The sequence below is a fragment of the Luteococcus sp. Sow4_B9 genome, assembly GCF_052116585.1.
Classification (GTDB): domain Bacteria; phylum Actinomycetota; class Actinomycetes; order Propionibacteriales; family Propionibacteriaceae; genus Luteococcus.
This window is the reverse complement of record NZ_JBQKKT010000003.1, coordinates 25873-50267: the sequence shown is the minus strand read 5'-3', so window position 1 is coordinate 50267 and position 24395 is coordinate 25873. Positions and strand designations below refer to the sequence as shown.

The window sequence follows — 24395 nt, the reverse complement described above, 5'->3', positions numbered from 1 at the left end:
CATAGGCGGTGTCCAGTGCACCAAATGCACTGGACACCGCATATGCATCTGTTTCTGGCAGCTGAGGGCTGGACGGGAGGGTCCAGAGGCATCGCCGGTGATCCTGGTCAGACCCGGCCCAGGCTCCGGTTGCGTGCCTCCGGGAGAGCCAGACAGGCCAGTGCCGCCACGGCAAAGGCCACTGAGAAGACGGTGAAGGCAAGACCATTGCCACCCGCGCGGATCAGGACCGGCACCAGCAATGGCGCGATGATCGACGCGATCCGGCCAAAGGCGGCGGCCGCACCCGTACCGGTGCCGCGGATCGACGTCGGGTAGATCTCCGGGCCGATCGCGTACAGGGCGCCCCACGCACCCAGGTTGGCAAAGCTCAGGGCACAGCCGGCCAGCAGGATCTCGGTGGTGCTCGACGCATGCCCGTAGGCCAGCGCAGCCATGGCCGATCCCGCCAGGAAGGAGGCCAGCGTCGGGCGTCGACCCCAGACCTCGATCAGCCAGGCGGCCAACGCATAGCCGGGCAGCTGCGCCAGCGTCATCACCAAGGTGAACTGGAAGGACTTCACCATGGAGAAGCCTTGCGCCACCAGCAGCGACGGGATCCAGATGAAGGCGCCGTAGTAGCTCAGGTTGATGCAGAACCACACGGCCCACAGCGCCGCGGTCCGGACCCGGAAGCGAGGCGACCAGATGTGCTGCTCCCTCACCGGGTCGGCCAGGTCCTCCACCACGGGGACCTCGACAGGCTCGGCCACCGAAGGACCCGACGCCTCCTCGAAGGATCGCACCGCTGCCTCAGCTTCCTCGATGCGCCCCTTCGACTCCAGGAAACGAACGGACTCCGGCAGCTTGTGCCGCACCACGGCCGCATAGGCGGTGGGGACCAGCCCGACGGCAAGTGCCCAGCGCCACCCGTCGTCGGACATGGGGATCACCAGATAGCCCAGCAGCGCGGCCATCATCCATCCCACCGCCCAGAAGGCCTCCAGTGCCACCACCATCCGGCCACGGATCCTGGCTGGGGCAAATTCGCTGACCAGCGTCGACGCCACGGGCAGTTCGGCCCCCAGTCCGAGCCCGACGATGAAGCGCAGCGCCATGAGGGCGGCCACGGACGTGACCAGTGCGGAGGCCGCGGTGGCCAGACCGTAGAGCAGCAAGGTGGCTGCGAAGACCTGGCGACGGCCGATCCGGTCGGCCAGCAGGCCACCGAGCGAGGCCCCCAGCGCCATCCCCACGAAACCGATGGAACCGACCCAGCTGGTGGTGGTCATGTCCAGCTTCCACTGGACCGCCAGGGCGGCCATCACGAAACTGATCAGGCCGACGTCCATCGCGTCGAGCGCCCAGCCGATGCCGGAGCCCACCAGGAGCCGTCGATGGGCACGGTTGAAGGACAGTCGTTCAAGCCGCTGGGATCGCGTCGGGGTTGCGGACTGGGTCATGCTGGTCTCCTCGTGGCCAGGTGTCCACGGCACCGTAGCGTCATGCGAACACGTGCCGCAGGTGGATCACCTGCTGGGTAATCTGCAGGCATGGCCCCCAGCGCTCCCCTGCAGCCCCTTGGCTACCGCCCCCCACGCCTGCAGATTCGTGCCGCGACGCACGAAGACCTGCCCGTGATCACCGAGATCTACAACGAGGCCGGCGTCGGCACCACCGCCAGCTATGATCTGGAACCCGTCTCCGTCGAGAACCGTCGCGTCTGGCTCGACGAGCGAATCAATGGCGGCACCCCGGTACTGGTGGCCGAGGACGACGGCACCGTGCTGGGCTATGCCTCCTATGGAACCTTCCGTGACAAGGCAGGATATGCCCACACCGTGGAGCACAGCGTCTACGTCGCGCGCGGGGCAAGGGCCCTGGGCGTCGGCCGGATGCTGATGCTGGCCCTCATCGACCGCGCCCGGGGCGATGGCGTGCACGCCATGATCGGTGTGCTGGATGCGGACAATGAGGCGTCTGTGCACTTCCACGAGAAGCTCGGCTTCGTCGAGGTGGGGCGGCTGCCGCAGGTGGGCCGCAAGTTCGACCGCTGGCTGGATGCGGTCTTCATGCAGCTGACCTTTCCGGCCGCGGACCCCGGTGACGAGGTGCAGGCCCGGCAGGCTGCGGTTTCAATCGCTCGATAGGCTCGTGCCATGACTGCGTACCATGCCGATTCCAGCGACCTCGTCGACAAGGAGGTGCTCACCTGGCAGGGCTTCGGTGATGCCTCGCGTGAGCTCGCCCAGCAGGTGGTTGATTCCGGGTTCGAGCCTGACATCGTGATCGCGGTGGCACGCGGCGGAATGCTTCCCGGCGGCGCACTCACCTACGCCATGGGCACCAAGCTGACCGACGCCATCAATGTCGAGTTCTACACCGACGTCCACGAGACGCTTCCCGATCCCGTGCTGCTGGCGCCGATGCTCGACACCGACTCGATCAAGGGTCAGAAGTTGCTCGTCGTCGATGACGTGGCGGACTCGGGCCGCACGCTCGCCCTGGTGATCCAGCTGCTGGAGAAGTTCGACGCCGAGGTGCGCAGCGTCGTCCTGTACGCCAAGCCCAGCACCATCGTCGAGCCCGACTATGTCTGGCGCCGCACGGACAAGTGGATCGTCTTCCCCTGGTCGGCCGAGCCTCCGGTCACGCCCCAGGTCTGACCCCGGCAGCCAGGTCTGACCCCGGCAGCCAGAAGGCGCCCCGAACCATGAGGTTCGGGGCGCCTGTTCGTGCCCGGCTGGCTGATCGTCAGCGGCGGTGGGTCAGCTTCACGTCCACCCAGACCAGACGATGGTCCGAGGACGGGAAGGGGTAGACCCCGGTCAGACGCGAGAGCGGGGCCGCCTGCACGGGCCAGAAGATGCCGGCGTCGCGGATGGGCAGGTTTCGGCTGGGCAGCACGTAGTCCGCGCGCATGTTGCCCGACGAGCCGATGGCGTCGCCGAAGTCCGCCGTGTCGAAGCGGGCGGGAGCCTTGTGCGTGGCATTCGCCAGCCCCTGCTGCTCGGAGGCCTCGACTCCACCCTCGCTGGACGGGGTCACGGAGGTGTTGACGCGCGGGTGGTCCAGCAGCTGGTTGATCGCGCCGTCCAGCGAGTCACCGTCCAGCGGATCGGCATTCTGGTCGCCGGCGATGACGAAGCGGGCGCCGGGGCGCAGCCCGCCGCGGCGGCCCTGGTCGTCGTAGATGTAGCGGGACTGCTTCTTGCCGCTGATGTAGTCGGCCCAGAAGCGGATCTCGTCGTGGTTGCGACGGCCATTGCGGTCCTCGGCGCCGTCGAAGACGGGCGGGGTGGGGTGCGAGACCAGGAAGTGCACGTCCTTCTTGCCGATCCGGATCGGCACATCCCAGTGCGACTTGGAGGAGAGCGGGAAGGAGGCGAGTTCCTCCGCGGAGTACCAGTCGGCGGGTTCCGGGGTGCTCGGATCGTCGGGCAGCATGGCGCCGGGCATGTCGGCCCAGCGGAAGTCCTGGAAGGTGCGGACCTTCTTGGTGTCGATCGGGAACTTGGAGTAGACGACCATGCCGTACTGGCCGGGGAAGAAGCCGAAGCCCCAGGCATCATCGGCGGTGCCGAGCTTGCCGTCGTTGTTGAGGTCGTGACCCGACGGGACACCGGTGTTCACGGGCGCGACGTAGGCGTAGGGGTAGTCCACTGGGGCGGCCCCGTTCTGGCCCACCTCCAGGTAGTTGCTCCGGAAGAGGTCGACGGCCTTGCCGCCCTCGACGAAGTCGAACTCGTTGACCAGGATCACGTCGGCATCGGTGCGCTGGATGATCTCCGCGACGGCGGCGGCCTGGGCATTGGTGCGGGTGGAGAGGTCCTTGACCAGATCGCCTTCGGCACCGCGGTTCAGGGAGGCATTGAAGGTGGCGAAGCGAACGTCATGGGCGACGGGGGCCTTGCCTGCGTGGGCAGGGATCGCGGCCATCGGGCAGGCGAGCGCCACGGCCCCGGCCAGTGCGATGAGTGTCTTGTGTGGGGTACGCATGCCTCGAAATCTAGGGTGACGACGCGTTTCGTGGCCCACCAGAAGATGACCACCAGGTGAATCCACGGCACGGGCGGCTCGGCTGTGGAACGGCAGGCACCGGGCCGCGTTGCCTGAAATCTGTCAGTGACTGGTGGCATCATCTGTCGCATGTCGTCAACACCGGTGACCGAAGTCACAGCCTCCAACGGCCTCGTCGAGATGCAGGGAATCGACGTCGTGCCGGACTCCCAGCGCACGGCCAGGCCCAGTGACCTGTTCTGGCCGTGGTTCGCCGCCAATGTCTCCGTCTTCGGCATGACCTATGGCTCGTACCTGTTCGGCTTCGGCATCTCCTTCTGGCAGGCCACCGTCGTGGCCGTGATCGGCATCATCGCCAGCTTCGCCCTGTGCGGCGTGATCGCGATCGCCGGCAAGCGCGGCTCGGTGCCCACCATGGTGCTCTCCCGGTCTGCCTTCGGCGTCGAGGGCCAGAAGGTGCCCGGTCTGATCAGCTGGCTCACGTCCATTGGCTGGGAGACGAGCCTGACGATCACGGCGACGCTGGCCACCGCCACGGTCTTCGACCGGCTGGGTTGGAGTTCGGGCACCACCACCAAGGTGATCGCCTGCGTGACCATCGCCGCAATCGTGGTGATCTGCTCGGTGCTGGGCTACCACACCATCATGAAGGTGCAGTCGGTGCTGACCTGGGTGACCGGTGCCTTCACCATCGTCTTCATGGCGATGACCATCAGCCACATCGACTGGGCGGCCGTCAGCGCCCTGCCGGCTGGCTCGATCGCCGCGTGCATTGGCGCGCTGGTGATGGTGATGACCGGCTTCGGGCTGGGCTGGATCAACATCGCCGCCGACTGGTCGCGCTACCAGCACCGCGACGCGAGCAATGGTGCCATCGTCTTCTGGAACACCTTCGGCGGCTCCGTGGCTCCGCTGGTGCTGGTGGTCTTCGGCCTGCTCCTGGCCGGTTCCGACGAGAAGTTGGCCACCGCCATCCCCAATGACCCGATCGGTGCGCTGGCCGGAATCCTGCCCACCTGGATCCTGTTGCCCTTCCTCGTCGTTGCGGTGCTGACGCTGATCTCGGGAGCCGTGCTGGGCATCTATTCCTCCGGCCTGACACTGCTGAGCCTGGGCATCGACATTCCTCGCCCCGCCGCCGCCGCCATCGACGGCATCATCCTGACGCTGGGCACCATCTACGTGGTCTTCTTCGCGGAGAGCTTCCTGGCTCCCTTCCAGAGCTTCCTGGTGACGCTGGGCGTGCCGCTGGCTGCGTGGGCGGGCATCATGTGCGCCGACATCCTTGCCCGCAAGAGGCCCTACGACGAGGTGGCCCTCTTCGACCGCAGTGGCCGATACGGCGCCTGGAACTGGAAGTCGATCGGCCTGATGGTGCTGTGCTCGGCCATTGGCTGGGGGCTGGTGATCAACCAGTTCAGCGATGCCAGCTTCAACAACTGGCAGGGCTATCTGCTGGAGCCCCTGGGTCTGGGCCACCACGGCCCCGACGGCTGGGAGGGCACCTGGCCATGGGCGAACCTGGGCGTGATCATCTCCTTGGCCCTGGGCTTCGTCGGGCACCTGGTACTCAACGGCGGCACCATCAAGCAGCAGGAGGACCGGGCATGAGCCCCATCGGAGCCATCGAGCTGGCCGACGCCTGGCTGGTGGTGATCGACCACCAACGGATCTTCGCCGATCCGGCCAGTGAGTGGTGTGCACCGCGCTTCGCCGAGACCGCCCCCGTGGTGGCCCGACTCGCCACGCACTTCGACGACCGGGTGCTGTTGACCCGCTGGCTGCCGGGCACCAACCGCAACGGCTCCTGGCGGGCCTACTTCGACAAGTGGCCCTTCGCAGACCGCCCCGACGAGGACCCCTTCTTCGATCTGGTGCCCACGGCCCGGGACCTCACCGACCGGCCCACGGTCGACGTGACGACCTTCGGCAAATGGGGCCCGGAGCTGGCTGCCGTCACCGGCCAGTACCCGCACCTGGTGCTCGCCGGTGTGGCCACGGACTGCTGCGTGATCTCGACCGCCCTGGCCGCCGCCGACGCCGGCTGCACCGTCACCGTCATCTCCGACGCCTGCGCCGGCTCCAGCGACGAGAACCACGCCGCCGCCCTGCAGGTGATGGGGCTCTACGCTCCGCAGATCACGGTGCTGGACTCCGCCACCGTCCTTGCCTGATCTCCCCGGTTCTGCCCCTCAGCCCAGACGTCCCAGAACGGCGTCCATGGCGCTGTCGGGCAGCACCTTGCGGGCCGCCACTGCCGCCTTGGCCCCGGCGCCCACGGCATAACGTGTCCTGGGCGTCGTGGCCAGGCTGGCGGCCACCACGGTCTCGGCCACCACCCGGGGACTGGAGCCGACGGCCTTGCGATCGGCCAGCGCGAGCAGTCGCGCCATCCTGCGCGCCGAGCGCTCGTAGGCCCCGCCCTTGCTGACCTTGAGGAAGTCCTTGCGAGCGATCGAATTCCACTCGCTGGCGATCAGCCCGGGCTCCACCATGGTCACGTGGATCCCAAAGGGCCGCACCTCCAGGCGCAGCGAATCGCTGAAGCCCTCCACCGCATACTTGCTCGCGTGGTACCAGGCCGCGAAGGGCTCATAGATGCGGGCTCCCACCGACGAGATGTTGATGATCCGCCCACTCCCCTGATCGCGCATCGCGGGAAGCACCAGCTGCACCATCCGCGCCAGACCGAAGAGGTTCACCTCGAAGAGCTCGCGGCCGGACGCCAGCGGCATGTCCTCCACCGCGCCGTAGCCGCCGCGGCCGGCATTGTTCACCAGGACGTCGATCCGTCCCGCGCCAGCAAGCACCGCGTCCACGAAGAAGGCCATCGACGCCTCGTCGGTCACGTCCAACGGGAGAACCCGGATGCCGTGGCTGCCCAGATCCTTCATGCGCGCGGTCCGACGGGCACCGGCCCAGACCTCGAAGCCCGCTCGGGACAGTTCGATGGCCGTGTCCCGGCCGATTCCGGAGGAGGCACCCGTGACGATGGCAACGCGGTGGTCCTCCACCTGGTGAACGGGCGCGAGAGGTACTGGACTGTTCTGCATGCCCCCAACCCTAGCCAGCGCGGTGCAAGCGGTTGGGCGTGAGACGATGACATCAATCCCCAGCGTCGATTCCCAGAGGTGGACCATGTCCTCAGTGCTCCCCGGCCGTGCAGACCTGCTGCGGATGAACCCGGTGGAGGGCGCGCACAGGGTGGCCCTGCGTGCGGGAGTGAGTGTCGCCCTGCCCCTGGCCGTGGTGATCGCCCTGGGGCACCCCGAGTGGGCACCCTATGCAAGCTTCGGCGCCTTCGCGTCGCTCTACGGACGCGGTGAGGAACACCTGGTTCGCGCCCAGATGCAGGTATCGGCCGGAATCGTGATGGTGATGGCCGTCGTCAGCGGTGTGCTCGTCTCCATGCTCCCGAGTTCCAGCTGGCTCCTGGTCCTTGCTGCCGCGGTGATCGGCGCCACCGGAGAGATCTTCGCCAAGGCGCACTCCTACCACCCACCGGGCCCGCTGTTCATGATCTTCGCCTTCGGCACCATCGTCTCCATCCCCCACACTCCCCGCGACGTCCTGACAGCGCTGCTGGTCTCCGGCTTGGCGGCCGCCTTCTCCGTTCTGGTGGGAGTCATCGGGGTACTGCGCGATCCGCGGGGCTGGCGCCGTGCGCTGCGCGAAGCCAAGCCGTTGAAGTTGGTCTTCACCCGGAGCCGCAAACCGCTCTGGATCGCCCTGGCTGTCCTCCTCTCGGGCAGCATCTCCGTGCTGCTGGGCATCGGGCACCCCTACTGGGCGATGGTCGCGGCGGTGGCACCGATGTCCGCGCCGCACGTGACACAGCAGGTGGTTCGCGGAGTCCACCGGGTGATCGGAACCGCCGCGGGCCTGCTGACCTCCTGGGCCCTGCTCGCCCTGCACCTGGATCGACCCTGGGCCGTCGCCGTGATCGCGGTGCTGCAGTTCGCCGCAGAGATGTTGGTGGGTCGCAACTACGGCGTCGCCATGCTGGCCATCACCCCGCTCGCGCTGATGATGGGACAACTGGCCACGCCCCGTCCCATCTCCCAGGTGCTCTTCGACCGTGGCGTCGAGACGGCCATCGGGGCCTGCGTCGGGATCGCCATGGTGCTCGTGGGCCACGGGTTGAGAGAACGACGCAAGGCGAAGGTTGCGGACAGGCTGCGCGAACTGGAGCAGAGTCGCGGACGCTGCGTTGACCCCACCGACGGGCAGGCAGACGGCGCTGTCTAGGGTGAGCCACAACAGTCGCAGACATTCCTTGGAAGGGCCATGTCCACAGCCACAGCCACCCCCACCCGCCCCGTCGACGATGCCGAGCGCGCGCAGGAGCCACCCAAGAGCACCAAGGTGCTGCTCAGGCTGGCCGCCTTCTTCGGCATTGCGACGGTGATCACCGGCAGCATCAACTCGGCCACCGGTTCCGGCTTCGCCTGTCCCACCTGGCCGGGCTGCTATCCGGGGAAGTTCGGGCCGGAGGCGGAGGTGCACGACATCATCGAATTCGGGCACCGACTGATCGCGGCCAGCACCGGTTTCGTCCTGCTCGCCGCGGCCATCGCCGCGACGCGCCTGCCGCGCCGACACGTGCTGGGACGTTGGCTGCCCTGGGCGGCCGTGGCGGGAGCGATCGTGTCCGCCTATCTGGGCCGACTGGTGGTGCTGAACCTGGGAATCCCCAAGCCGTGGGCCACCTTCGACCTGTTCGGCGCCCTGACAGTCCTGGTGGCCTCCACCATCGCCACGCTCGCCGTGAGCCGGAACTCGCCGCCGTGGACGTGGACGCCGCTGGCACGGCTGGCCGGCTGGGTGCTGGCGGGGCTGGTCCTGATGCACCTGCTGGGCGTCGTCGTGGCCGGCAAGGGTTCGTTCACGGCCGTCGTCGGCTGGCCGATGTGGCGCATCGTGCAACAAGACGTCGCAGTGGGCCTGCAGGTGGCCCGGATGGTGCTGGCAGCCGTCGTCGCGCTGGGAATGTTCGCGCTGGCCCGCCGCGGCTGGGACCGTCCCAGTCTGAGGCCCACTCTGGTGACGATGCTGGCGCTGTTCGCCCTGGAAATGGTGTTGGGCCAGGTACTCGCCACGCTGGGTGTGGACATGTGGTGGGCGGCCGGGCACTGCGCCGCCGCCGGTCTCATCGTGGTCTGCGTCACCCTGGTGCTGGGCCGCAGCGCGCTCGACCGTCTCTGACCCCTCATTCCGTTCGACGCACGACCCAAGGGCGCCGGGTTGTCCACAGGGCAGTGTGGACAACCCGGCGGCTGCTTGTGGGAAACGCCGTCTGGTTTGTGGACTGGCCGGTGGACCGCTCAAATCACCCCGGCCAAAGTGGTCAGCACCTTGCGGCTTGGCCCTCCGACGGCCTAGAAAGGGAGACACAGCCCCTTCGGGGAGGGGCCGGGATGGTCGCAGTTCGACGGTCCTGGATCCAGTGGCCAGACATGGCGCTGGACGTCGGCAGGGTGACGTGATGCCGACGGGGCCCCAGAACACGGCGCATCGACCGGATTCGTCACCGCTACCTGGTCAGACCCAGAAAGGCCTCGCACCCCACGTGCGAGGCCTTTCATCCTGTCCGGGCCATGCACCACCACGCAGCACGCAACCGTGAAAAGAGACCTCTTGAGCACCCAGACCACCCCCAGACCCCACGGGATTCCCTTTGGTCCCCGAAGCCGGTGAGCGCGAAACCTCCACGCTCGCCGCCTGCGCAACCCCCGTCGTCTCAAGACCGAGGTACTGGCCGGCCTGGTCGTGGCGTTGGCCCTGATCCCGGAGGCGATCAGCTTTTCGATCATCGCGGGTGTAGACCCCCGTCTGGGTCTGTTCGCCTCCTTCACGATGGCGTGCACCATCGCCATCGTCGGCGGCCGTCCCGCCATGATCTCCGCCGCAACCGGTGCCATCGCACTGGTGATCGCCCCGGTGGCCCGGGAGCACGGCACGGACCACCTCATCGCCACCGTGATCCTGGCCGGCATCCTGCAGATCGTGCTGAGTCTGCTGGGCGTGGCCAAGCTGATGCGATTCATCCCACGGATGGTGATGGTGGGCTTCGTCAATGCCCTGGCGATTCTGATCTTCACCGCCCAACCGCCGCACCTGATCGGTGACCAGATCCCAATGCTCGTCTACCCGATGGTCGCCCTGGGCATTGCCATCATGGTCGGTCTGCCGCGCCTGACCTCGGCCGTCCCCGCCCCGCTGGTGGCCATCGTGGTCATCACCACGATCGTCGAACTCACGGGATGGAAAATGCCGACGGTCGGAGACCAGGGCGAGCTGCCCACCAGCCTGCCGAGCCTGTTCTTGCCCAAGGTCCCGCTCACCCTGGAGACCCTGCAGATCATCGCCCCCTACGCCTTCGCGATGGCTCTGGTGGGCCTGCTGGAATCGCTGATGACCGCCAAACTCGTCGACGGAATCACCGACACCCACTCGAACAAGTCCCGGGAGGCCTGGGGCCAGGGCGTCGCCAACATCGTGACTGGCTTCTTCGGCGGCATGGGTGGCTGCGCGATGATCGGCCAGACCATGATCAACGTGAAGTCCTCCGGTGCCCGCACCCGCATCTCCACCTTCCTGGCCGGTCTCTTCCTGCTGGGCCTGGTGGTGGGTGCCGGACCGCTGGTGGCGCGCATTCCGATGGCGGTCCTGGTGGCCGTGATGATCATGGTCTCGGTGGGCACCTTTGACTGGCACAGCATCCAGCCCCGCACCCTGCAGCGGATGCCGTGGAGCGAGACCATCGTGATGCTGACCACCGTCGTCGTCACCGTCGCCACCCACAACCTGGCCTACGGCGTGATCGCCGGCGTGAACGTCGCCTTCGTCGTCTTCGCCCGACGCGTGGCCCACTTCTCCAGCGTCGAGAAGGTCACCGAGACCGACGTCGACGGTGACGGCACCGTCGACCAGCGCGTCTACCGCGTGCACGGCGAGCTCTTCTTCGCCTCCAGCAATGACCTGGTCTACCAGTTCGACTACACGGGTGATCCGCAGCACGTGGTGATCGACATGTCCGGCTCGCACATCTGGGATGCCTCCACCGTCGCGGCGCTGGACGCCATCCAGGCGAACTACGCAGCCAAGGGCAAGACCGTCGAGATCACCGGACTGAACGACGCCTCCGCCCAGCGCCACGGACAGTTGTCCGGGCACCTGGGCGAGGGCCACTGACGAGCAGTCAACCCCGCAGCGCTCAGTCCACCTTGCGGGCCGCGCCCTTGTCTGCACTCTGGGCGAACTTCGCGAAGATCTTGAGCGCGGCCGAAACCTGACGGTCCCGGTCCTTCGGCTGCCACCCGGCCTCGTCCTGCTCGGCGCGACGGGTGGCGAGCTCGGCGTCGCTGATGTCAACGCTCACGCTGCGGTTGGGGATGTCGAAGGTGATGATGTCCCCGTCACGCACCAGCCCGATCGGGCCGCCGCTGGCCGCCTCCGGCGAGACGTGCCCCACCGAGAGACCCGACGAACCGCCGGAGAAACGACCGTCGGTGATCAGGGCGCACTTCGGCCCCAGGCCCACGCCCTTCAGGTAGCTGGTCGGGTAGAGCATCTCCTGCATGCCGGGGCCACCCTTGGGGCCCTCGTAGCGCACCACCACCACATCGCCCTCGACGATCTGGCCGCCCAAGATCATCTCCACGGCCTGCTCCTGGCTCTCGGCCACCTTGGCCGGACCGCTGAACTGCCACTGGTGCTCGGGAACACCGGCGGTCTTCACGATGCAGCCGTCGGGGGCCAGGTTGCCCTTCAGCACGGCCAGGCCGCCCTCGGTGGTGTAGGCATGCTCAACCGAGTGGATGCAGCCGTTCTCCGCGTCCACGTCCAACGACTCCCAGCGGTTGGTGCTGCTGAAGGCCTCGGTGGTGCGCACTCCCCCGGGCGCGGCGTGGAAGAGCTCCAAGGCCTTCTGGGTGGCCTTGCCGGAACGGATGTCCCAGTCGTCCAGCCACTGCTGCACGCTGGGTGAGTGGACGGCACGCACCCCGTCGTCGAACATGCCGCCGCGGCGCAGCTCGCCCAGGATGGCGGGAATGCCGCCGGCGCGGTGCACGTCCTCCATGTAGAACTGCGTCGTGTTGGGAGCCACCTTGACCAGGCACGGCGTCTCCCGCGAGAGGGCGTCGATGTCGTCCTGGTCGAAGTCGACCCCCGCCTCCTGTGCAGCGGCCAGCAGGTGCAGGATCGTGTTGGTGGAACCGCCCATGGCAATGTCCAGACGCATGGCATTGGCGAAGGCCGGCCTGGTGGCAATGCTGCGCGGCAGCACCGAGTCGTCGTCGCCCTCGTAATACTGCTTGCAGAGATCGACGACCAGTTTGCCGGCCTCCAGGAAGAGGTCCTTGCGGGCGGCGGCGGTGGCCAGCGTCGAGCCATTGCCGGGCAGCGAGAGCCCCAGCGCCTCGGTGAGGCAGTTCATCGAGTTGGCGGTGAACATACCCGAACAGGAACCACAGGTGGGGCAGGCATTCTCCTCGATGGTGGTGATGTCCTGGTCGGAGACGGTCTCGTCGACGGACTTGATCATCGCGTCGATCAGGTCGAGGCGGGTCACCGTCCCGTCATCCTTGATCGTCGCCTTCCCCGCTTCCATCGGCCCACCCGAGACGAAGACCGTGGGGATGTTCAGCCGCAGCGCGGCCAGCAGCATGCCGGGGGTGATCTTGTCGCAGTTGGAGATGCAGACCAGAGCGTCGGCCTGGTGGGCATTGACCATGTACTCGACGCTGTCGGCGATCACCTCGCGGCTGGGCAGGCTGTACAGCATGCCGGAGTGGCCCATGGCGATGCCGTCGTCGACGGCGATGGTGTTGAACTCGCGCCCCACGCCGCCTGCCTCGGCCACCGCACCCGCGACGAGCTGCCCCATGTCCTTGAGGTGGACGTGGCCCGGCACGAACTGGGTGAAGGAGTTCGCGATGGCGACGATCGGCTTGCCGAAGTCGTCATTGGTCATGCCGGTGGCGCGCCACAGTGCGCGCGCTCCTGCCATGTTGCGGCCGTGGGTGGTGGTGCGGGAACGAAGTGCTGGCATGGGGAAAGCCTAGGCGAGCGCACCAGCCCCACCGGGCCGGGACCACATGCCGAGTCCGGCCGCCGCCAGCAGCACGGGTCAGGGATGCCGGAACTGGTCAGCGCACCGCGACGAGCGGAATGTCGCGCTCCTGGGCCCACGCCTCCCAGTCCGCGGCGGTCCGCGTGACGAAGATCGCCGTCAGCTCCTCCCTGGTCCCCTCGATCTCCAGGGCCTCTCGGGTGCGCTGCCAGAAGTGCGGCTCCAGCGCCGCCAGCACGACGTACCCGTCAAGGGCCTGATACATGGCGTACTGCGGCAGGGAGCCACCCAGGATCCCGTCGGGGGTGGTCAACCGGTGGCGTGCCGCATCACCCATCATCTCCGCCATCTCGCTGAGCGCCACCTGCCGGTGACTCCCGACGCCGGTGCGCTCCGCGTGCAGCAGGGCCGCCAGGGCATCACCGACTGCGCGTTCGGCGCTGGTCAGGTCTGCCAACGGCACCAGCGGCATCGTCGGTGGCGTGAGGGTGCCGACGCTGGCCTGGTACGTGAGGTCGTGGCCGGCGACATCCGCCTTCTCCCCCGGGTAGCCCACGATCTCCACGTGGCTCAGTCGCGGCAGCCGGGCGTGCACCGTCTCCCAGTCGAGGCCCAGCCTGGTCAGGGCCGAGGGACGGTTCGACGTGATGAACAGGTCAGCCTCCGTCAGCAGCCGCCACAGCTCGTCGCGGCCTTCACCCGACTTCAGGTCCAGGGACACCACCTGCTGCCCCTCCAGGAGCTCCTGGTAGTAGTCGGCGCTGAGCAGCTGCATCATGTCGCCCGCCGGCGGCTCCACCTTCACCACGTCGGCCCCCAGCTGGGCCAGGCGTCGAGCCGCGGCGGGTCCGGGCAGGTTGATGGCAATCGAGACGACCCGAACCCCGGCCAGGAGCATCTCGTCGTGCTGGCGGTCGGCCTGCTGTCTGTCGTCGGGGCGGATGGTGTCGTGCGGCATGGGAGATTCCCTCCAGTCGGCTGGGAAAAGCCAACCAGAGCCGAGCGACACCCGGGAAGTGCTGCGGGAGATCTTCCACCCCTTGGGCAGGTCACCGGTCGGTGCCGGTCAGCTCGGCTGCCAGCCTCCACACTCGCTCCGCCTCGGCGGGATCACTGGCCTTGCCGGAACGGCCGATCAGGCAGGGCTCCCCTCGCCAGCCCACCAGCCAGCCATCCGGACCGATGTGCGAGCCGCGCGGCAGGTCGGCCGTGGCCGCGAACAGGGTGCAGCGGGCGGCGTCGGCGGCGGGGGCGGCGACGGGTGAGGTGACGATGTCGATGGCCCGTTGCACCGCGACATTGCCCACAGCACTCTGCATGTTGCTCATCACCCAGCCGGGGTGCACCAGCTGCACGTCGACGCCGCGGGTCCGCAACCGGGCCTCCAGGGCCAGGCCCCACAGCATCACGGCCAGCTTCGACTGGGCATAGGCCGCGGCACTGGTCCAGCGGCGCCGTAGGAAGTCCGGATCGCCATGATCGATCCGCCCTGCCTTGTGGGCATTCGACGCGACGAGCACCACCCGTCCGCCGACACTCGGCAGCAGCAGGTTGGTCAGCGCGAAAGGGCCCAGGAAGTTGGTCTGCAGGATCCGCTCGTGGCCGTCCGCGGTCAGCTCCCGGTGCAATGTCATGGTGCCGGCATTGTTCACCAGCACGTCGATCTGCTGACCGGCCAGCGCCCTGGAGACCTGCGCAGCGCACTCCCGGACCGACGAGAAACTGGCCAGGTCCAGGGGAACAACCAAGTGCTCGCCGCCCCATTCGGAGGTCAGTCGACGGGCCCGCTCCGCATTGCGGGCCGGCACCACCAGGCGGGCTCCCGCACGAGCCGCGGCGCGAGCCGTGGCCTCCCCCAGCCCATGGGTTGCGCCGGTGACGAGCCACACCTGACCCGTCAGCTGGTTCGGGGACAGGTGGCCGGGGCCGAAGGTGGACGCGGCGCGTGGACGGGGGAAGCGCACGTGCCCATTCGACCACTGCTCACCATCCCTGGGAAGACCTACCCGCAGGACGTGTCCCTCGTTGGGGGGACAGAATCCTGAGCGGTGCCCAAGGGGATGCCAAGAGCTCGCTGAACTGGCTTCGGACAAGCTGAACAAGTGCCCAAAATGGCCGGAGGCGGCCCTTTCGACAGAGACCATGGAGCCATGTCCGCTGTGCTTGGTTTCCTGCTCCTGCTGGCCTTCGTGGCCATGATCATCGTCGCTGTGCCCGTCCTGCTGGCACCGCTGGTCCTCATCGTCGCCTATGTCACCCGCACCCGGGAGGCCGATGTCGAGCGTTCGGACGTGGAGGAGCAGGTCACCGTCGCCAGCACCGGGCGCCCTCGCAGTCGTCGGCTCGTGAAGGTGGCGAAGGCCGCCTGACCCGGCCCTCCTGACCACCTGCCTACTACTGGGGGATGACGCGGCCGCCACGCCCCCCATCGGAAGTAGGAGACGAGAGCACACCCCAAACCGATGCGCCGCTGCCCGGGCACTTGGGATGGTGGAGCCATGACGGAGATCCTCGGACTGTCGGCCGCGCTCGCGGTCACGCTCGCCTTGGCCCTGGTGGCCCCCCTCCTGCTGGCACCCCTGCTTCTCATCTGGACGGCCCTGGCGCACCGCCGCAGCACCCACCGTCGCGAGGGGGCCGCATCCAGCAGGGCCCGCACCAGCGTCCATGACCTGCCCACCGTGCACCCGGGTTCGCACCCGGCTTCGCGACGGCTGGATGAGCGCGCCGTGGCCTGAAGCCTTCCACCAGATCTATGACGTTCCACATAGCCTGCAGGGGTGACGAACCCCCGCCCCCGGCTCGCCCGCCCAGGACTCAGGCTGCTCGCCCATCTGACCCTCGGCGCGCTTGCGTTGGGCTCGCTCACTGCCTGTTCAGGCAGCGCACCCACCCCTGAGGCTCCTTCCCCGACGCCCACCCGGGACGCCTCCTCCCGGCCCGCCACCCCGGACCATGCCGCCGAACTGCGCGCCCTGGTCCCGGGGCTGCTGCCCCGAGCCGAGAGCTTCCCCCAGCAAGCGCCCAAGGTCTCCACTCCCGGGCCACGCGTGGACATCTCCGTCCCCGCCGCCGAGCAGGCCGGCGGGCACGTCTGGCAGGAGTCCAATGTGGGGCTCTCCTTCGAGGCCACCGAGCTGGCCGACCAACGCTGGGAACCCGACGGTTCCACCCTGACACCGCTCCTGCTGGCCCTGGACAAGCCCTCCCTGCGGTTCGGGGGCAATTCCGTCGATCGTCGGATGTGGTGGACCTCCCGCCAGAAGAAGGCGCCCGACTGGGCCTCGGCAACCGTCACCCCCGACGACCTGGCCCGGCTGGCCCGCATGGCCGAACGCGTCGACGCCACGGTCACCCTGGTGGTGGACCTGGGGCACTTCGACCCGGACCGCGCCGCTGACATGGCCGCCCATGCGCACCGGGCCCTGGGCTCGCGGCTCAAGGCGGTCTCGATCGGCAACGAGCCCAATGGCTTCTTCATGGCCTCCCAGGCCCGGCTCAGCGCCCGCGACAGCAGCTGGTCGCCAGAACATTTCGTCGCCCAGGCTCGGGTGTACGAGAAGGCGATCCATGCCCGCACCCCCAACCTCCCCCTGGCCGGCCCGGGAACCTTCGACGCGAAATGGTGGCGTGCCTTCGCACAGGCGAAGCTGCCCCAGACCACCGCCATGAGCCAGCACTGGTACCCCCTGTGGTCCTGCCCCAACCGCAAGGGGGCGACGGACCCGCGTGCGGTGCCGACCGTGCAGAACATCACATCCCCGTGGCTGCACCAGAAGGCCGCCACGATGGTGGGCATGGCGCAGGAGACGGCGGCCAGCCACAACCTGCCACTGTGGCTGGAGGAGACCGGGCCGACGTGCACGAACTGCCGGCCCTGCACCCCGAGAGCTCTCGCTTCAGCACGCAGGTGCAGCTGGCGGTCTGAGGCTCAGGCCCCGTCCCCCGTCGGCAGCGCCTGGTCCTGTTCCCGTTCCATCTGTGCGACGAACTCGCGCTTGGTGCGCTGCCAGTCGTCCTCGGCCAGCCCGGTGCGCCAGTAGCCCGAGATCGAGACGTCCTGCTTGGCCAGGCCACGCTCGACGAACAGGTTTCGCCGCACGTCCTTGATCATCTCGGCATTGCCGTGCACGAACAGCGACAGCCGCCCCTGCGGGAAGTGCGCCTCACGAACCTTGTGGGCCAGCAGCACACCGTAGGGCGCAGCGGGGCTGCCACCGTCGGGCGCGCGATGGACCCACACCACCTCGAGACCGGGCAGCGGGCGCAGCGGGGGCCGCACGGACTCATCGGCAACCTCCAGGAAGGCGGTGGCGCGCGCCGTGTGCGGCAGGGCGTCGAGTGCGGCGGCGATGGCCGGGATGGCGGACTCGTCGCCGATGAAGATGTGGTGGTCGGCAGCCTCGTCGGGATGCCAGGCGCCCCCGGGACCGCCGAAGGTGATCTGGTCTCCCACCTGCGCGGCGGCGGCCCACGGCCCGGCAAGACCCTGGTCGCCGTGCACCACGAAGTCGATGACCATCCGTCCCTCCACCGGATCGTGGTGGCGGATCGTGTAGGTACGGGTGACGTCACCGAAGCGGATCTTCACATAGCTGTCGGTGGGCTCCAGCGGCCCGAACTGCTGCAGGTCCTCCCCCTCGAAGTGCAGCCGCACCAGGTCACGGTTGAGACGTTCGACGGCGCTGATGGTGGCGCTGCGCATCACCCGAGCCTTGCCGCCGGGGCGCGGCCGTGCGGATGGAGCGGTGGACGAGACCTCATTGTTCGACATAAGGCGAGCCTAACCTTTCATTGCGCCCGGATTCACGCGATGCTTCCCCCCAGGACGGCACGAAGGCCCCCGGCCAAGCCGGGGGCCTTCGTCACTGCCTTGCAGCGCTGGCTCAGAGCTGGGTGGATTCCAGCTCGGCCACCGCGCGGGTGGTGGCCAGGTGCCGCTCATAGGCATCCAGCACGTCGTGGCAGACCTGGTCCTCGTTGTAGGAGATCAGGTCATAGGCGCCCACGCTCGGCAGAACGGCCTCCACACGAGTGGAGAAGTCGTCCGCCTCGATCATGCGCGCACCATAGGTGGGGGCCGGAACCCGACGCACCTGCAGCGGATAGGTGAACAGCGCCTCGGCCTCCGGGTCGCCCACCTCCAGCTGCACCTGACGACTGACGCGCAACTCGGGGATGGCCTCGCCCTCGACGATGCGAGCCTGCGCCCCGCGGGCCTCCAGCTCCTTGGCGACGGCCCGCAGCGCGGGCAGCACCACCAGGTCGAGGTGCCGGTTGGCCTGCTTGACCGAGACGGCACCAAAGGTGACGCCCAGCCGCTTGCGCCAGGATCCGGGCGCGGCGACCGTCTCACGGCCCACCAGCGACGAGGTGACCTGGGCACGGGCGGCGTCGCGTCGGCTCCGCTCCCCCTCCAGCGCCCGGTGCAGGCCGACCATCACCATCACCATGACGAAGGCGAAGGGCAGGCCCATGATGATCGTCGCGTTCTGCAGCGCGGCGATGCCGTCCACCGCGAGCATCGCGATGGTCAGCACACCGGTGGCCAGGGCCCAGAAGATGCGCAGCACGGGCTGAGCATCGGTCTCGCTGTCGGGCAGGTGGCTCGACAGGTTGGCCATGACCAGGGCACCCGAGTCGGCGCTGGTCACGTAGAACAGCAGACCGACGAAGGTGGCCAGCCCCACCATGAACATGGGCAGCGGGTACTGCTGCAGCAGGTGGTAGAAGCCCAGTTCGGGGCTCTCGACCGCCAGCGTCGCGAACTCCTTGTCCCCCAGGGTTCGGATCTGGTTGACCGCGGCATTGCCGAAGATGGTCACCCACATCACGATGTAGCAGAACGGGATGGTCAGCGTGCCCAGCACGAACTGACCGATGGTGCGTCCGCGCGAGATGCGAGCCAGGAACATGCCGACGAAGGATGCCCAGGCGATCCACCAGGCCCAGAAGAAGAGCGTCCAGGCGCCCATCCAGTCGGCCGGGTGGTCATAGGCCATCGTGTCCAGCGTCATGCCGGGGAACATGCTGATGAAGTCACCGATGTTCATCGTCATGGCACGCAGCAGGAAGGTGGAGTCCCCGGTCACCAGCACCCAGGCCGCCAGCAGGATCGCCAGCAGCACGTTGAGCTGACTGAGGATGCGGATGCCACGATCCACGCCGGTCAGCGCCGAGACGGTCGCGACCGTGACGGCCAGCACCACCAGCCCCACCTGGGCGCCGAGGCCCTGTTCCACCCCGAAGAGGATGTCCAGGCCCACGTTGAGCATGACCACGCCGATGCCCAGGCTGGTGGCCACACCGAAGATGGTACCCACCACGGTGGCGATGTCGACCGCGTCACCGGCCGCCCCGTTGATCCGCTTACCCAGCAGGGGATGCAGCGCCGAACGCACGGCCAGCGGCAGCCCCTTGCGGTGGGCGAAGTAGCCCAGGGCCATGCCCATCAGCACGTACATGCCCCACCCGGTGATGCCGTAGTGGAACATGGTCCACACCGTCGCCTGGCGGGCCGCCTCCAGGGATTCCCCCTGGATCTGCGGTGGCAGCATGTACTGGCTCACCGGCTCGGCCACGGCGAAGAACATCACGTCGGTGCCGATGCCCGCGGCGAACAGCATCGAGGCCCACGCGAAGGTGCTGAACTCGGGCCGGTCGGTGTCCTTGCCCAGCCGCACCCGCGAGTGACGCAGGCCGATGACGACCACGAAGAACAACACCGCGGTGGCCAGGGCGATGTAGAACCAGCCGAACCAGTCGGAGATCAGCCCGACCACGCGTCCCAGGACGCGCAGGGCGTGCTCGGGTGCTCCCAGGCCCCAACCGGCGACGATGATCGTCACCAGGGCGGAGACGCCCAGCACGGGCCACTTGGCCCGTGGCCGAGCGACCTGCGGTGCATCGGGATGCCCCCCGGAGGGGGCAACCGCTGCGGCCCCGCTCACGCGGTGGCTTCCGTCTGGCCGGAGCGCTCCATCGACTCCATGGCGGTGGGGATGTCCTCGACCCGGTTCCAGGCCTGGTTGCGGGGATCACCCTCGGGGAAGATCGGCATGCCCTGACCAGCCTTGTAGACCGGCACGTCGGCCGGGGCCAGCGGGGTGTTGCCCAGGATCAGGTCGGCCGCCTTCTCGGCCACCATCATCACCGGGGCGTAGATGTTGCCATTGGTGATGGACGGGAAGACCGAGGCGTCGACGACGCGCAGGCCCTCCACCCCGTGCACCTTCATGCTGTTCGGGTCGGTGACGGCCATCTCGCCGGTGCCCATCGCCGCGGTGCACGACGGGTGCAGCGCGGTCTCGGCATCCTTGGCCACCCAGTCGATGATCTCCTGGTCGGTCTGCACCTCGGGGCCGGGCGAGAGCTCCCCGCCGTCGAAGGGCGCGAAGGCCGGCTGCGCGAGGATGTGGCGTGCGGCCCGGATGACCTGCACCCACTCCTGGCGGTCCCGCTCGGTGGACAGGTAGTTGAAGCGGATCGCCGGGTGGTTGAAGGGGTCGTCGTTCTTGATGGTCACGTCGCCCACCACGTCGGAGTTCATCGGGCCAACGTGCACCTGGTAGCCATGGTCCCCACCGGCGGCCGTGCCGTCGTATCGCACGGCGATCGGCAGGAAGTGGAACATGAGGTTGGGGTAGGCCACCTGGTCATCGGTGCGGATGAAGCCGCCCCCCTCGAAGTGGTTGGAGGCGCCGACGCCGGTCTTGCCGAACAGCCACTGGGCGCCGATGACGGGCGCCTTCCAGTAGGCGAGCCACGGTGCGATGGACACGGGCTGGATCGCGGCGTGCTGGATGTAGACCTCGAGGTGGTCCTGCAGGTTCTGACCCACACCGGGCAGCTCGACGCGAGTCTGGACCCCGGCCTTCTCCAGTGCGGCGGGGTCACCGATGCCGGACAGCTGCAGGACCTGCGGGGTGTTGAAGGCGCCACCGCACAGGATGACCTCGCCGGCCTCGACGCTCTCCGGACGCTTGCCGGGCATCCGGACATAGTCGACACCGGTGACCCGGTTGCCGTCCATCCGCAGTCCGGTGACGTGGGCCAGAGTCTCCACGTGGAGGTTCTTGCGGTTGCGCACCGGAGTGAGATAGGCGCGCGACGGACGACATCGCCGACATCCTGCGCCGAGAAACCCAGATGCTGCGCGACCGATTCCTGGCCTTTGCCGCCCAGGTGGCCCCCGACAACGCCGAGGCACTGGCCCGCGCCATCATGGTGGCCTACAACGGCACGACGGCCATGATGCTGCGGGTCCCGTGGCAGGAGGCGCTGGATGATGGCGAGGCGACCGCCCGGATGTTGGTGCGCTCCAGCCTGGAGTGAGCCAGCCGATTCACCCGGCCGACAACTGACCCCGCGCCGCCAACGCGCCCAGCGCATCCCCCGTGAGCCGGTAGGTGTCCCAGTCCTGGAGGGGGAAGGCGCCCATGTGCTGGTAGACGTCGATGGCGGGCTGGTTCCACTTGAGCACCACCCACTCGATCCGGGCATAGCCACGCTGGGCCGCGACGGCGGCCAGGCTGGCCAGCAGGGCCGTCCCCAGCCCCTTCCCGCGGGCGTGCGGACGGACGTAGTAGTCCTCCAGGTAGATGCCGTGCGTTCCCTCCCAGGTGGAGTAGTTCAGGAACCACAGGGCGAAGCCGTCGATCCGGTGAGCCGATGCCTGCGGAGCCTCCACCACATGGCAGAAGATGGCCGGGTGCTCGCAGAAGAGCAACTGGTGCAGGCGTTGCGGGGTGTTGCGCACCGCGTCGGGTTCCTTCTCATAGGCCGCCAGGGCATGGATCAGTTCGATGATCTCGTCAACATCAGCAGGGACGGCGTTGCGCAGGGTCATGGGCCAAGCCTAGGAGCAGGATGGATGGCATGGACCACAGCCAGATCCTCGCCGACGCCGCCCGACGACCGATCGACACTGCCCGCGTGGTGCTCGACGGCATCTCCCCCAAGATGCTCAAGGCCCGCCCAGGCGGAGCCGGCAATCCCATCGCCTGGCTGGTGTGGCACTCGGCGCGCCAGATGGACGTGCAGCTGGCCGAGCTCACCGGTGAACCCACGGTCTGGGAGCGCGACGGGTGGGCCGAACGGCTCCAGGTCGATCGCCCCGACGACGACTTCGGGCTGGGCGATGGCCCCGAGGAGGTGGCTGCGCTGCAGATCGATGACGCCACCAAGTTGCTGGCCCTGCTCGAATCCTGCGTCGCTGCCCTGGTGACGTACGTCGACGGGCTGTCGGCCGAGGAGCTGGACCAGATCGTCGACGAGTCCTGGGAACCTCCCGTGAGCCGTGGCGTGCGCCTGGTCAGCATCATCGACGACGCGGCCGCCCACCTGGGTCAGGCCGCCTATGCACGCGGCCTGTTGGAGGGCTGGCAGCTGGGCGTGTGAATCGGCGTCGCGCCCCGCGCTCTGTACGATCGTCTGGCAACCCATCCACATGAAGGCCTGGTGACCTCGTCCGTGTCCAACGACGCCAAGTTGATCGACAATCCTCCCCGCAGCATCGCGGCGCTCTTCCAGTACCGGATCGACAAGACACCACAGGCCCTCGCCTTCCTGGTGCCCGACCGCGACGGCGGCGAGAAGACCGAGTGGCGCGAGGTCACCTTCCGCGAATTCCACGACGAGGTGGCCGACTTCGCCGCCGGTCTGCTCTCCCTGGGGGTGCAGGTGGAGGACCGGATCGCGATCGCCTCCTCCACCCGTTACGAGTGGGTGCTCGCCAGCATGGCCATCACCTGCGCCGGCGGCGCCATCACGTCGGTCTACCCCAACTCGACCGCGCACGATGTGCTGTTCATCCTGCAGGACTCCGGGACCTCCGTGCTGGTGGCGGAGAACCAGTCGCAGATCGACAAGGTGCAGGCGCACGACGACGAGCTGTACGAGCAGCTCAAGCACATCATCATCATCGACGACGACCGCACCGCGGCCGATCGCGTTGACCGCCGCGTGATGACCTGGGAGGAACTGCGCCGGAAGGGACAGGACCTGCTGGCCGACCGCCCGGAGGCGGTGCGCGAGGTGGCCTCGTCCCTGGAGCCCGACACGCTGGCCAACCTGATCTACACCTCCGGAACCACCGGCCGCCCCAAGGGCGTCGAGCTCACCCACCGGGCCATCGTCGCCGACGCGGTGGCGCTGGACGCGATGGAGATCGTCTTCCCCGAGGACCGGCACTACCTCTGGCTGCCGTTGAGCCACGTCTTCGGGGGCTGTCTGGTGGCCTCCCAGTGGGCGATGGGCTACTCCACCGCGGTCGACGGCCGGGTGGACCGGATCGTGCAGGGCCTGCAGGAGACCCACCCGACGGTGGTCTGCGGCGTGCCCCGCATCTTCGAGAAGATCCGCGCCACCGTGATCACCAGCAGCCCGTCCAAGGGCCCCAAGGCCCGGATCGCCCGCTGGGCCTTCGCCGTGGGACGCGAGGCACTGCCCCATCTGCACCAGGGAACGCCCATGCCGCGCGGACTGGCCCGCCGCTATGCCGTGGCTGACAAGCTGGTCTTCACCAAGCTGCGCGAGACCATGGGAGGCCGGATCCGCATCTTCATCTCTGGATCCGCCAAGCTCTCCCCGCAGATCTCCGAATGGTTCTACGCAGCCGGGTTGAACGTGATCGAGGGCTACGGCTCCACCGAGACCACCATCAGCGTCCTGAACCCGCCGGACCGACAGAAGTTCGGCAGCATCGGGCCGGTCGTGCCCGGCATGGAGGCCTCCCTGGCCGAGGACGGCGAGCTGCGGCTGCGCGGACCGCTGCTGATGCGCGGCTACCACAACCGCCCCGAGCAGACCGCCGAGGTCCTGCGCGACGGCTGGTTCCACACCGGGGACATCGCCGAGATCGACGACGAGGGTTACATCTTCATCACCGATCGCAAGAAGGACCTGATCAAGACGTCGGGTGGCAAGTACGTCGCACCGCAGAAGGTGGAGAATGCCATCGCGGCGAACATCCCCTATGTCAGCCAGGCGCTGGCCTTCGGCGAGAACCGCAAGTACATCGTGGCGCTGGTCACACTGGACCGCGATGCACTGATGAAGTGGGGCAAGAACCACGGTTACCCCAAGGCGAGCTATGAGGAGCTCTCACAGCTGCCGGAGGTCAAGAAGTCGATCGACCGCTTCATGGAGCGCGCCAACGGCCAGCTGGAGCGTTGGGAGACCGTCAAGCGCTACCGGATCCTGGACCACGAGCTGTCCATGGACGACGGCACCGTGACCGCCACGTCCAAGGCTCGACGCGATGTGATCGCCCGCAAGTACGCCCATCTGGTCGATTCGCTCTACGACCCGGAGTGATCCG

At 68.1% G+C, this 24395-nt stretch carries 23 protein-coding genes; 13 read left to right on the top strand and 10 right to left on the bottom strand.

Going from position 1 to position 24395, the window contains the following annotated elements; all coding sequences use genetic code 11:
* Positions 1 to 107 precede the first annotated feature (107 nt).
* A complete protein-coding gene (locus tag ACTQ49_RS02840) occupies positions 108 to 1442 on the bottom strand; it encodes an MFS transporter (protein WP_441826335.1) in 1335 nt (444 codons plus the stop codon).
* A gap of 90 nt (positions 1443 to 1532) precedes the next feature.
* On the opposite strand from ACTQ49_RS02840, the gene ACTQ49_RS02835 reads away from it, so the two are divergent.
* The gene (locus tag ACTQ49_RS02835; RefSeq protein ID WP_441826334.1) at positions 1533 to 2129 is read left to right on the top strand and encodes a GNAT family N-acetyltransferase; all 597 of its coding nucleotides are present in this window, start codon (positions 1533 to 1535) and stop codon (positions 2127 to 2129) included.
* Between the two features lie 9 nt (positions 2130 to 2138).
* Positions 2139 to 2645, top strand: coding sequence for a phosphoribosyltransferase (locus tag ACTQ49_RS02830; protein ID WP_441826333.1), 507 nt, complete (start codon positions 2139 to 2141; stop codon positions 2643 to 2645).
* An 88-nt stretch (positions 2646 to 2733) separates the two neighbouring features.
* On the opposite strand, the gene ACTQ49_RS02825 is transcribed toward ACTQ49_RS02830, so the two are convergent.
* Positions 2734 to 3978 (bottom strand): endonuclease/exonuclease/phosphatase family protein, encoded by a 1245-nt coding sequence (locus ACTQ49_RS02825; RefSeq protein WP_441826332.1) that lies wholly within the window; start codon positions 3976 to 3978, stop codon positions 2734 to 2736.
* Positions 3979 to 4179: 201 nt separating this feature from the next.
* On the opposite strand from ACTQ49_RS02825, the gene ACTQ49_RS02820 reads away from it, so the two are divergent.
* Entirely contained in the window at positions 4180 to 5610 is a 1431-nt protein-coding gene (locus ACTQ49_RS02820) for a purine-cytosine permease family protein (RefSeq protein ID WP_441826502.1), read from the top strand.
* Positions 5611 to 5630: 20 nt separating this feature from the next.
* Positions 5631 to 6173, top strand: a complete 543-nt coding sequence (locus ACTQ49_RS02815) for a cysteine hydrolase family protein (protein ID WP_441826501.1) — start codon at positions 5631 to 5633, stop codon at positions 6171 to 6173.
* 18 nt (positions 6174 to 6191) lie between these two features.
* Here the strand turns inward: ACTQ49_RS02815 and ACTQ49_RS02810 are convergent, their stop codons facing one another.
* A complete protein-coding gene (locus ACTQ49_RS02810; protein ID WP_441826331.1) occupies positions 6192 to 7052 on the bottom strand; it encodes an oxidoreductase in 861 nt (286 codons plus the stop codon).
* Positions 7053 to 7137: 85 nt separating this feature from the next.
* Between ACTQ49_RS02810 and ACTQ49_RS02805 the strand changes: the two genes are divergently transcribed.
* The 3 genes from ACTQ49_RS02805 to ACTQ49_RS02795 all read left to right on the top strand — a co-directional run bounded on the left by ACTQ49_RS02805 (position 7138) and on the right by ACTQ49_RS02795 (position 11193).
* Entirely contained in the window at positions 7138 to 8247 is a 1110-nt protein-coding gene (locus ACTQ49_RS02805) for an FUSC family protein (RefSeq protein WP_441826330.1), read from the top strand.
* Positions 8248 to 8286: 39 nt separating this feature from the next.
* Positions 8287 to 9204 carry a COX15/CtaA family protein gene (locus ACTQ49_RS02800; RefSeq protein ID WP_441826329.1) on the top strand — a complete coding sequence of 306 codons (918 nt, stop codon included), beginning with the start codon at positions 8287 to 8289 and terminating at the stop codon, positions 9202 to 9204.
* A gap of 516 nt (positions 9205 to 9720) precedes the next feature.
* Complete coding sequence (locus tag ACTQ49_RS02795) at positions 9721 to 11193, top strand: SulP family inorganic anion transporter (protein ID WP_441826500.1); 1473 nt, start codon at positions 9721 to 9723, stop codon at positions 11191 to 11193.
* A 22-nt stretch (positions 11194 to 11215) separates the two neighbouring features.
* On the opposite strand, the gene ilvD is transcribed toward ACTQ49_RS02795, so the two are convergent.
* From ilvD to ACTQ49_RS02780, 3 genes are all read right to left on the bottom strand, one after another.
* Positions 11216 to 13054: a dihydroxy-acid dehydratase gene (gene ilvD, locus ACTQ49_RS02790; protein ID WP_441826328.1), complete on the bottom strand. Its 1839-nt coding sequence runs from the start codon at positions 13052 to 13054 to the stop codon at positions 11216 to 11218.
* Between the two features lie 97 nt (positions 13055 to 13151).
* Positions 13152 to 14033, bottom strand: coding sequence for a CoA transferase (locus ACTQ49_RS02785; protein WP_441826327.1), 882 nt, complete (start codon positions 14031 to 14033; stop codon positions 13152 to 13154).
* A 91-nt stretch (positions 14034 to 14124) separates the two neighbouring features.
* Positions 14125 to 15039 carry an SDR family NAD(P)-dependent oxidoreductase gene (locus ACTQ49_RS02780; protein WP_441826326.1) on the bottom strand — a complete coding sequence of 305 codons (915 nt, stop codon included), beginning with the start codon at positions 15037 to 15039 and terminating at the stop codon, positions 14125 to 14127.
* 186 nt (positions 15040 to 15225) lie between these two features.
* Here ACTQ49_RS02780 and ACTQ49_RS02775 point away from each other — a divergent pair, with 186 nt between their 5' ends.
* From ACTQ49_RS02775 to ACTQ49_RS02765, 3 genes are all read left to right on the top strand, one after another.
* Positions 15226 to 15444 carry a hypothetical protein gene (locus ACTQ49_RS02775; RefSeq protein ID WP_441826325.1) on the top strand — a complete coding sequence of 73 codons (219 nt, stop codon included), beginning with the start codon at positions 15226 to 15228 and terminating at the stop codon, positions 15442 to 15444.
* Positions 15445 to 15573: 129 nt separating this feature from the next.
* Complete coding sequence (locus ACTQ49_RS02770; protein ID WP_441826324.1) at positions 15574 to 15813, top strand: hypothetical protein; 240 nt, start codon at positions 15574 to 15576, stop codon at positions 15811 to 15813.
* 42 nt (positions 15814 to 15855) lie between these two features.
* Complete coding sequence (locus ACTQ49_RS02765; protein WP_441826323.1) at positions 15856 to 17118, top strand: hypothetical protein; 1263 nt, start codon at positions 15856 to 15858, stop codon at positions 17116 to 17118.
* Here the strand turns inward: ACTQ49_RS02765 and ACTQ49_RS02760 are convergent.
* The 3 genes from ACTQ49_RS02760 to ACTQ49_RS02750 all read right to left on the bottom strand — a co-directional run bounded on the left by ACTQ49_RS02760 (position 17007) and on the right by ACTQ49_RS02750 (position 21284).
* A complete protein-coding gene (locus tag ACTQ49_RS02760; RefSeq protein WP_441826322.1) occupies positions 17007 to 17849 on the bottom strand; it encodes a siderophore-interacting protein in 843 nt (280 codons plus the stop codon). The genes ACTQ49_RS02765 and ACTQ49_RS02760 overlap by 112 nt on opposite strands.
* Positions 17850 to 17961: 112 nt before the next feature.
* Positions 17962 to 20025: a choline BCCT transporter BetT gene (gene betT / locus ACTQ49_RS02755; RefSeq protein ID WP_441826321.1), complete on the bottom strand. Its 2064-nt coding sequence runs from the start codon at positions 20023 to 20025 to the stop codon at positions 17962 to 17964.
* Positions 20022 to 21284, bottom strand: coding sequence for a GMC oxidoreductase (locus tag ACTQ49_RS02750; RefSeq protein ID WP_441826320.1), 1263 nt, complete (start codon positions 21282 to 21284; stop codon positions 20022 to 20024). Before ACTQ49_RS02750 ends, betT begins: the two co-directional genes overlap by 4 nt.
* Here ACTQ49_RS02750 and ACTQ49_RS02745 point away from each other — a divergent pair.
* The gene (locus tag ACTQ49_RS02745; protein WP_441826514.1) at positions 21224 to 21409 is read left to right on the top strand and encodes a hypothetical protein; all 186 of its coding nucleotides are present in this window, start codon (positions 21224 to 21226) and stop codon (positions 21407 to 21409) included. The two genes, ACTQ49_RS02750 and ACTQ49_RS02745, sit on opposite strands and share 61 nt — an antisense overlap.
* A 10-nt stretch (positions 21410 to 21419) precedes the next feature.
* Here the strand turns inward: ACTQ49_RS02745 and ACTQ49_RS02740 are convergent, their stop codons facing one another.
* Positions 21420 to 21923, bottom strand: a complete 504-nt coding sequence (locus ACTQ49_RS02740; protein WP_441826319.1) for a GNAT family N-acetyltransferase — start codon at positions 21921 to 21923, stop codon at positions 21420 to 21422.
* Between the two features lie 29 nt (positions 21924 to 21952).
* On the opposite strand from ACTQ49_RS02740, the gene ACTQ49_RS02735 reads away from it, so the two are divergent.
* Positions 21953 to 22474, top strand: coding sequence for a mycothiol transferase (locus tag ACTQ49_RS02735; protein ID WP_441826318.1), 522 nt, complete (start codon positions 21953 to 21955; stop codon positions 22472 to 22474).
* 60 nt (positions 22475 to 22534) lie between these two features.
* The gene (locus ACTQ49_RS02730; RefSeq protein WP_441826317.1) at positions 22535 to 24391 is read left to right on the top strand and encodes an AMP-dependent synthetase/ligase; all 1857 of its coding nucleotides are present in this window, start codon (positions 22535 to 22537) and stop codon (positions 24389 to 24391) included.
* Positions 24392 to 24395 lie beyond the last annotated feature (4 nt).

What these genes read in the sequence shown, in the direction of transcription:
- ACTQ49_RS02740 (WP_441826319.1), bottom strand. Translation starts at nt 21,923, where the DNA reads ATGACCCTGCGCAACGCCGTCCCTGCTGATGTTGACGAGATCATCGAA.
- ACTQ49_RS02775 (WP_441826325.1), top strand. Translation starts at nt 15,226, where the DNA reads ATGTCCGCTGTGCTTGGTTTCCTGCTCCTGCTGGCCTTCGTGGCCATG.
- ACTQ49_RS02825 (WP_441826332.1), bottom strand. Translation starts at nt 3,978, where the DNA reads ATGCGTACCCCACACAAGACACTCATCGCACTGGCCGGGGCCGTGGCG.
- ACTQ49_RS02830 (WP_441826333.1), top strand. Translation starts at nt 2,139, where the DNA reads ATGACTGCGTACCATGCCGATTCCAGCGACCTCGTCGACAAGGAGGTG.
- ACTQ49_RS02805 (WP_441826330.1), top strand. Translation starts at nt 7,138, where the DNA reads ATGTCCTCAGTGCTCCCCGGCCGTGCAGACCTGCTGCGGATGAACCCG.
- ACTQ49_RS02800 (WP_441826329.1), top strand. Translation starts at nt 8,287, where the DNA reads ATGTCCACAGCCACAGCCACCCCCACCCGCCCCGTCGACGATGCCGAG.
- ACTQ49_RS02735 (WP_441826318.1), top strand. Translation starts at nt 21,953, where the DNA reads ATGGACCACAGCCAGATCCTCGCCGACGCCGCCCGACGACCGATCGAC.
- ilvD (WP_441826328.1), bottom strand. Translation starts at nt 13,054, where the DNA reads ATGCCAGCACTTCGTTCCCGCACCACCACCCACGGCCGCAACATGGCA.
- ACTQ49_RS02760 (WP_441826322.1), bottom strand. Translation starts at nt 17,849, where the DNA reads ATGTCGAACAATGAGGTCTCGTCCACCGCTCCATCCGCACGGCCGCGC.
- ACTQ49_RS02840 (WP_441826335.1), bottom strand. Translation starts at nt 1,442, where the DNA reads ATGACCCAGTCCGCAACCCCGACGCGATCCCAGCGGCTTGAACGACTG.
- ACTQ49_RS02835 (WP_441826334.1), top strand. Translation starts at nt 1,533, where the DNA reads ATGGCCCCCAGCGCTCCCCTGCAGCCCCTTGGCTACCGCCCCCCACGC.
- ACTQ49_RS02785 (WP_441826327.1), bottom strand. Translation starts at nt 14,033, where the DNA reads ATGCCGCACGACACCATCCGCCCCGACGACAGACAGCAGGCCGACCGC.
- ACTQ49_RS02770 (WP_441826324.1), top strand. Translation starts at nt 15,574, where the DNA reads ATGACGGAGATCCTCGGACTGTCGGCCGCGCTCGCGGTCACGCTCGCC.
- ACTQ49_RS02810 (WP_441826331.1), bottom strand. Translation starts at nt 7,052, where the DNA reads ATGCAGAACAGTCCAGTACCTCTCGCGCCCGTTCACCAGGTGGAGGAC.
- ACTQ49_RS02820 (WP_441826502.1), top strand. Translation starts at nt 4,180, where the DNA reads ATGCAGGGAATCGACGTCGTGCCGGACTCCCAGCGCACGGCCAGGCCC.
- ACTQ49_RS02745 (WP_441826514.1), top strand. Translation starts at nt 21,224, where the DNA reads ATGCTGCGCGACCGATTCCTGGCCTTTGCCGCCCAGGTGGCCCCCGAC.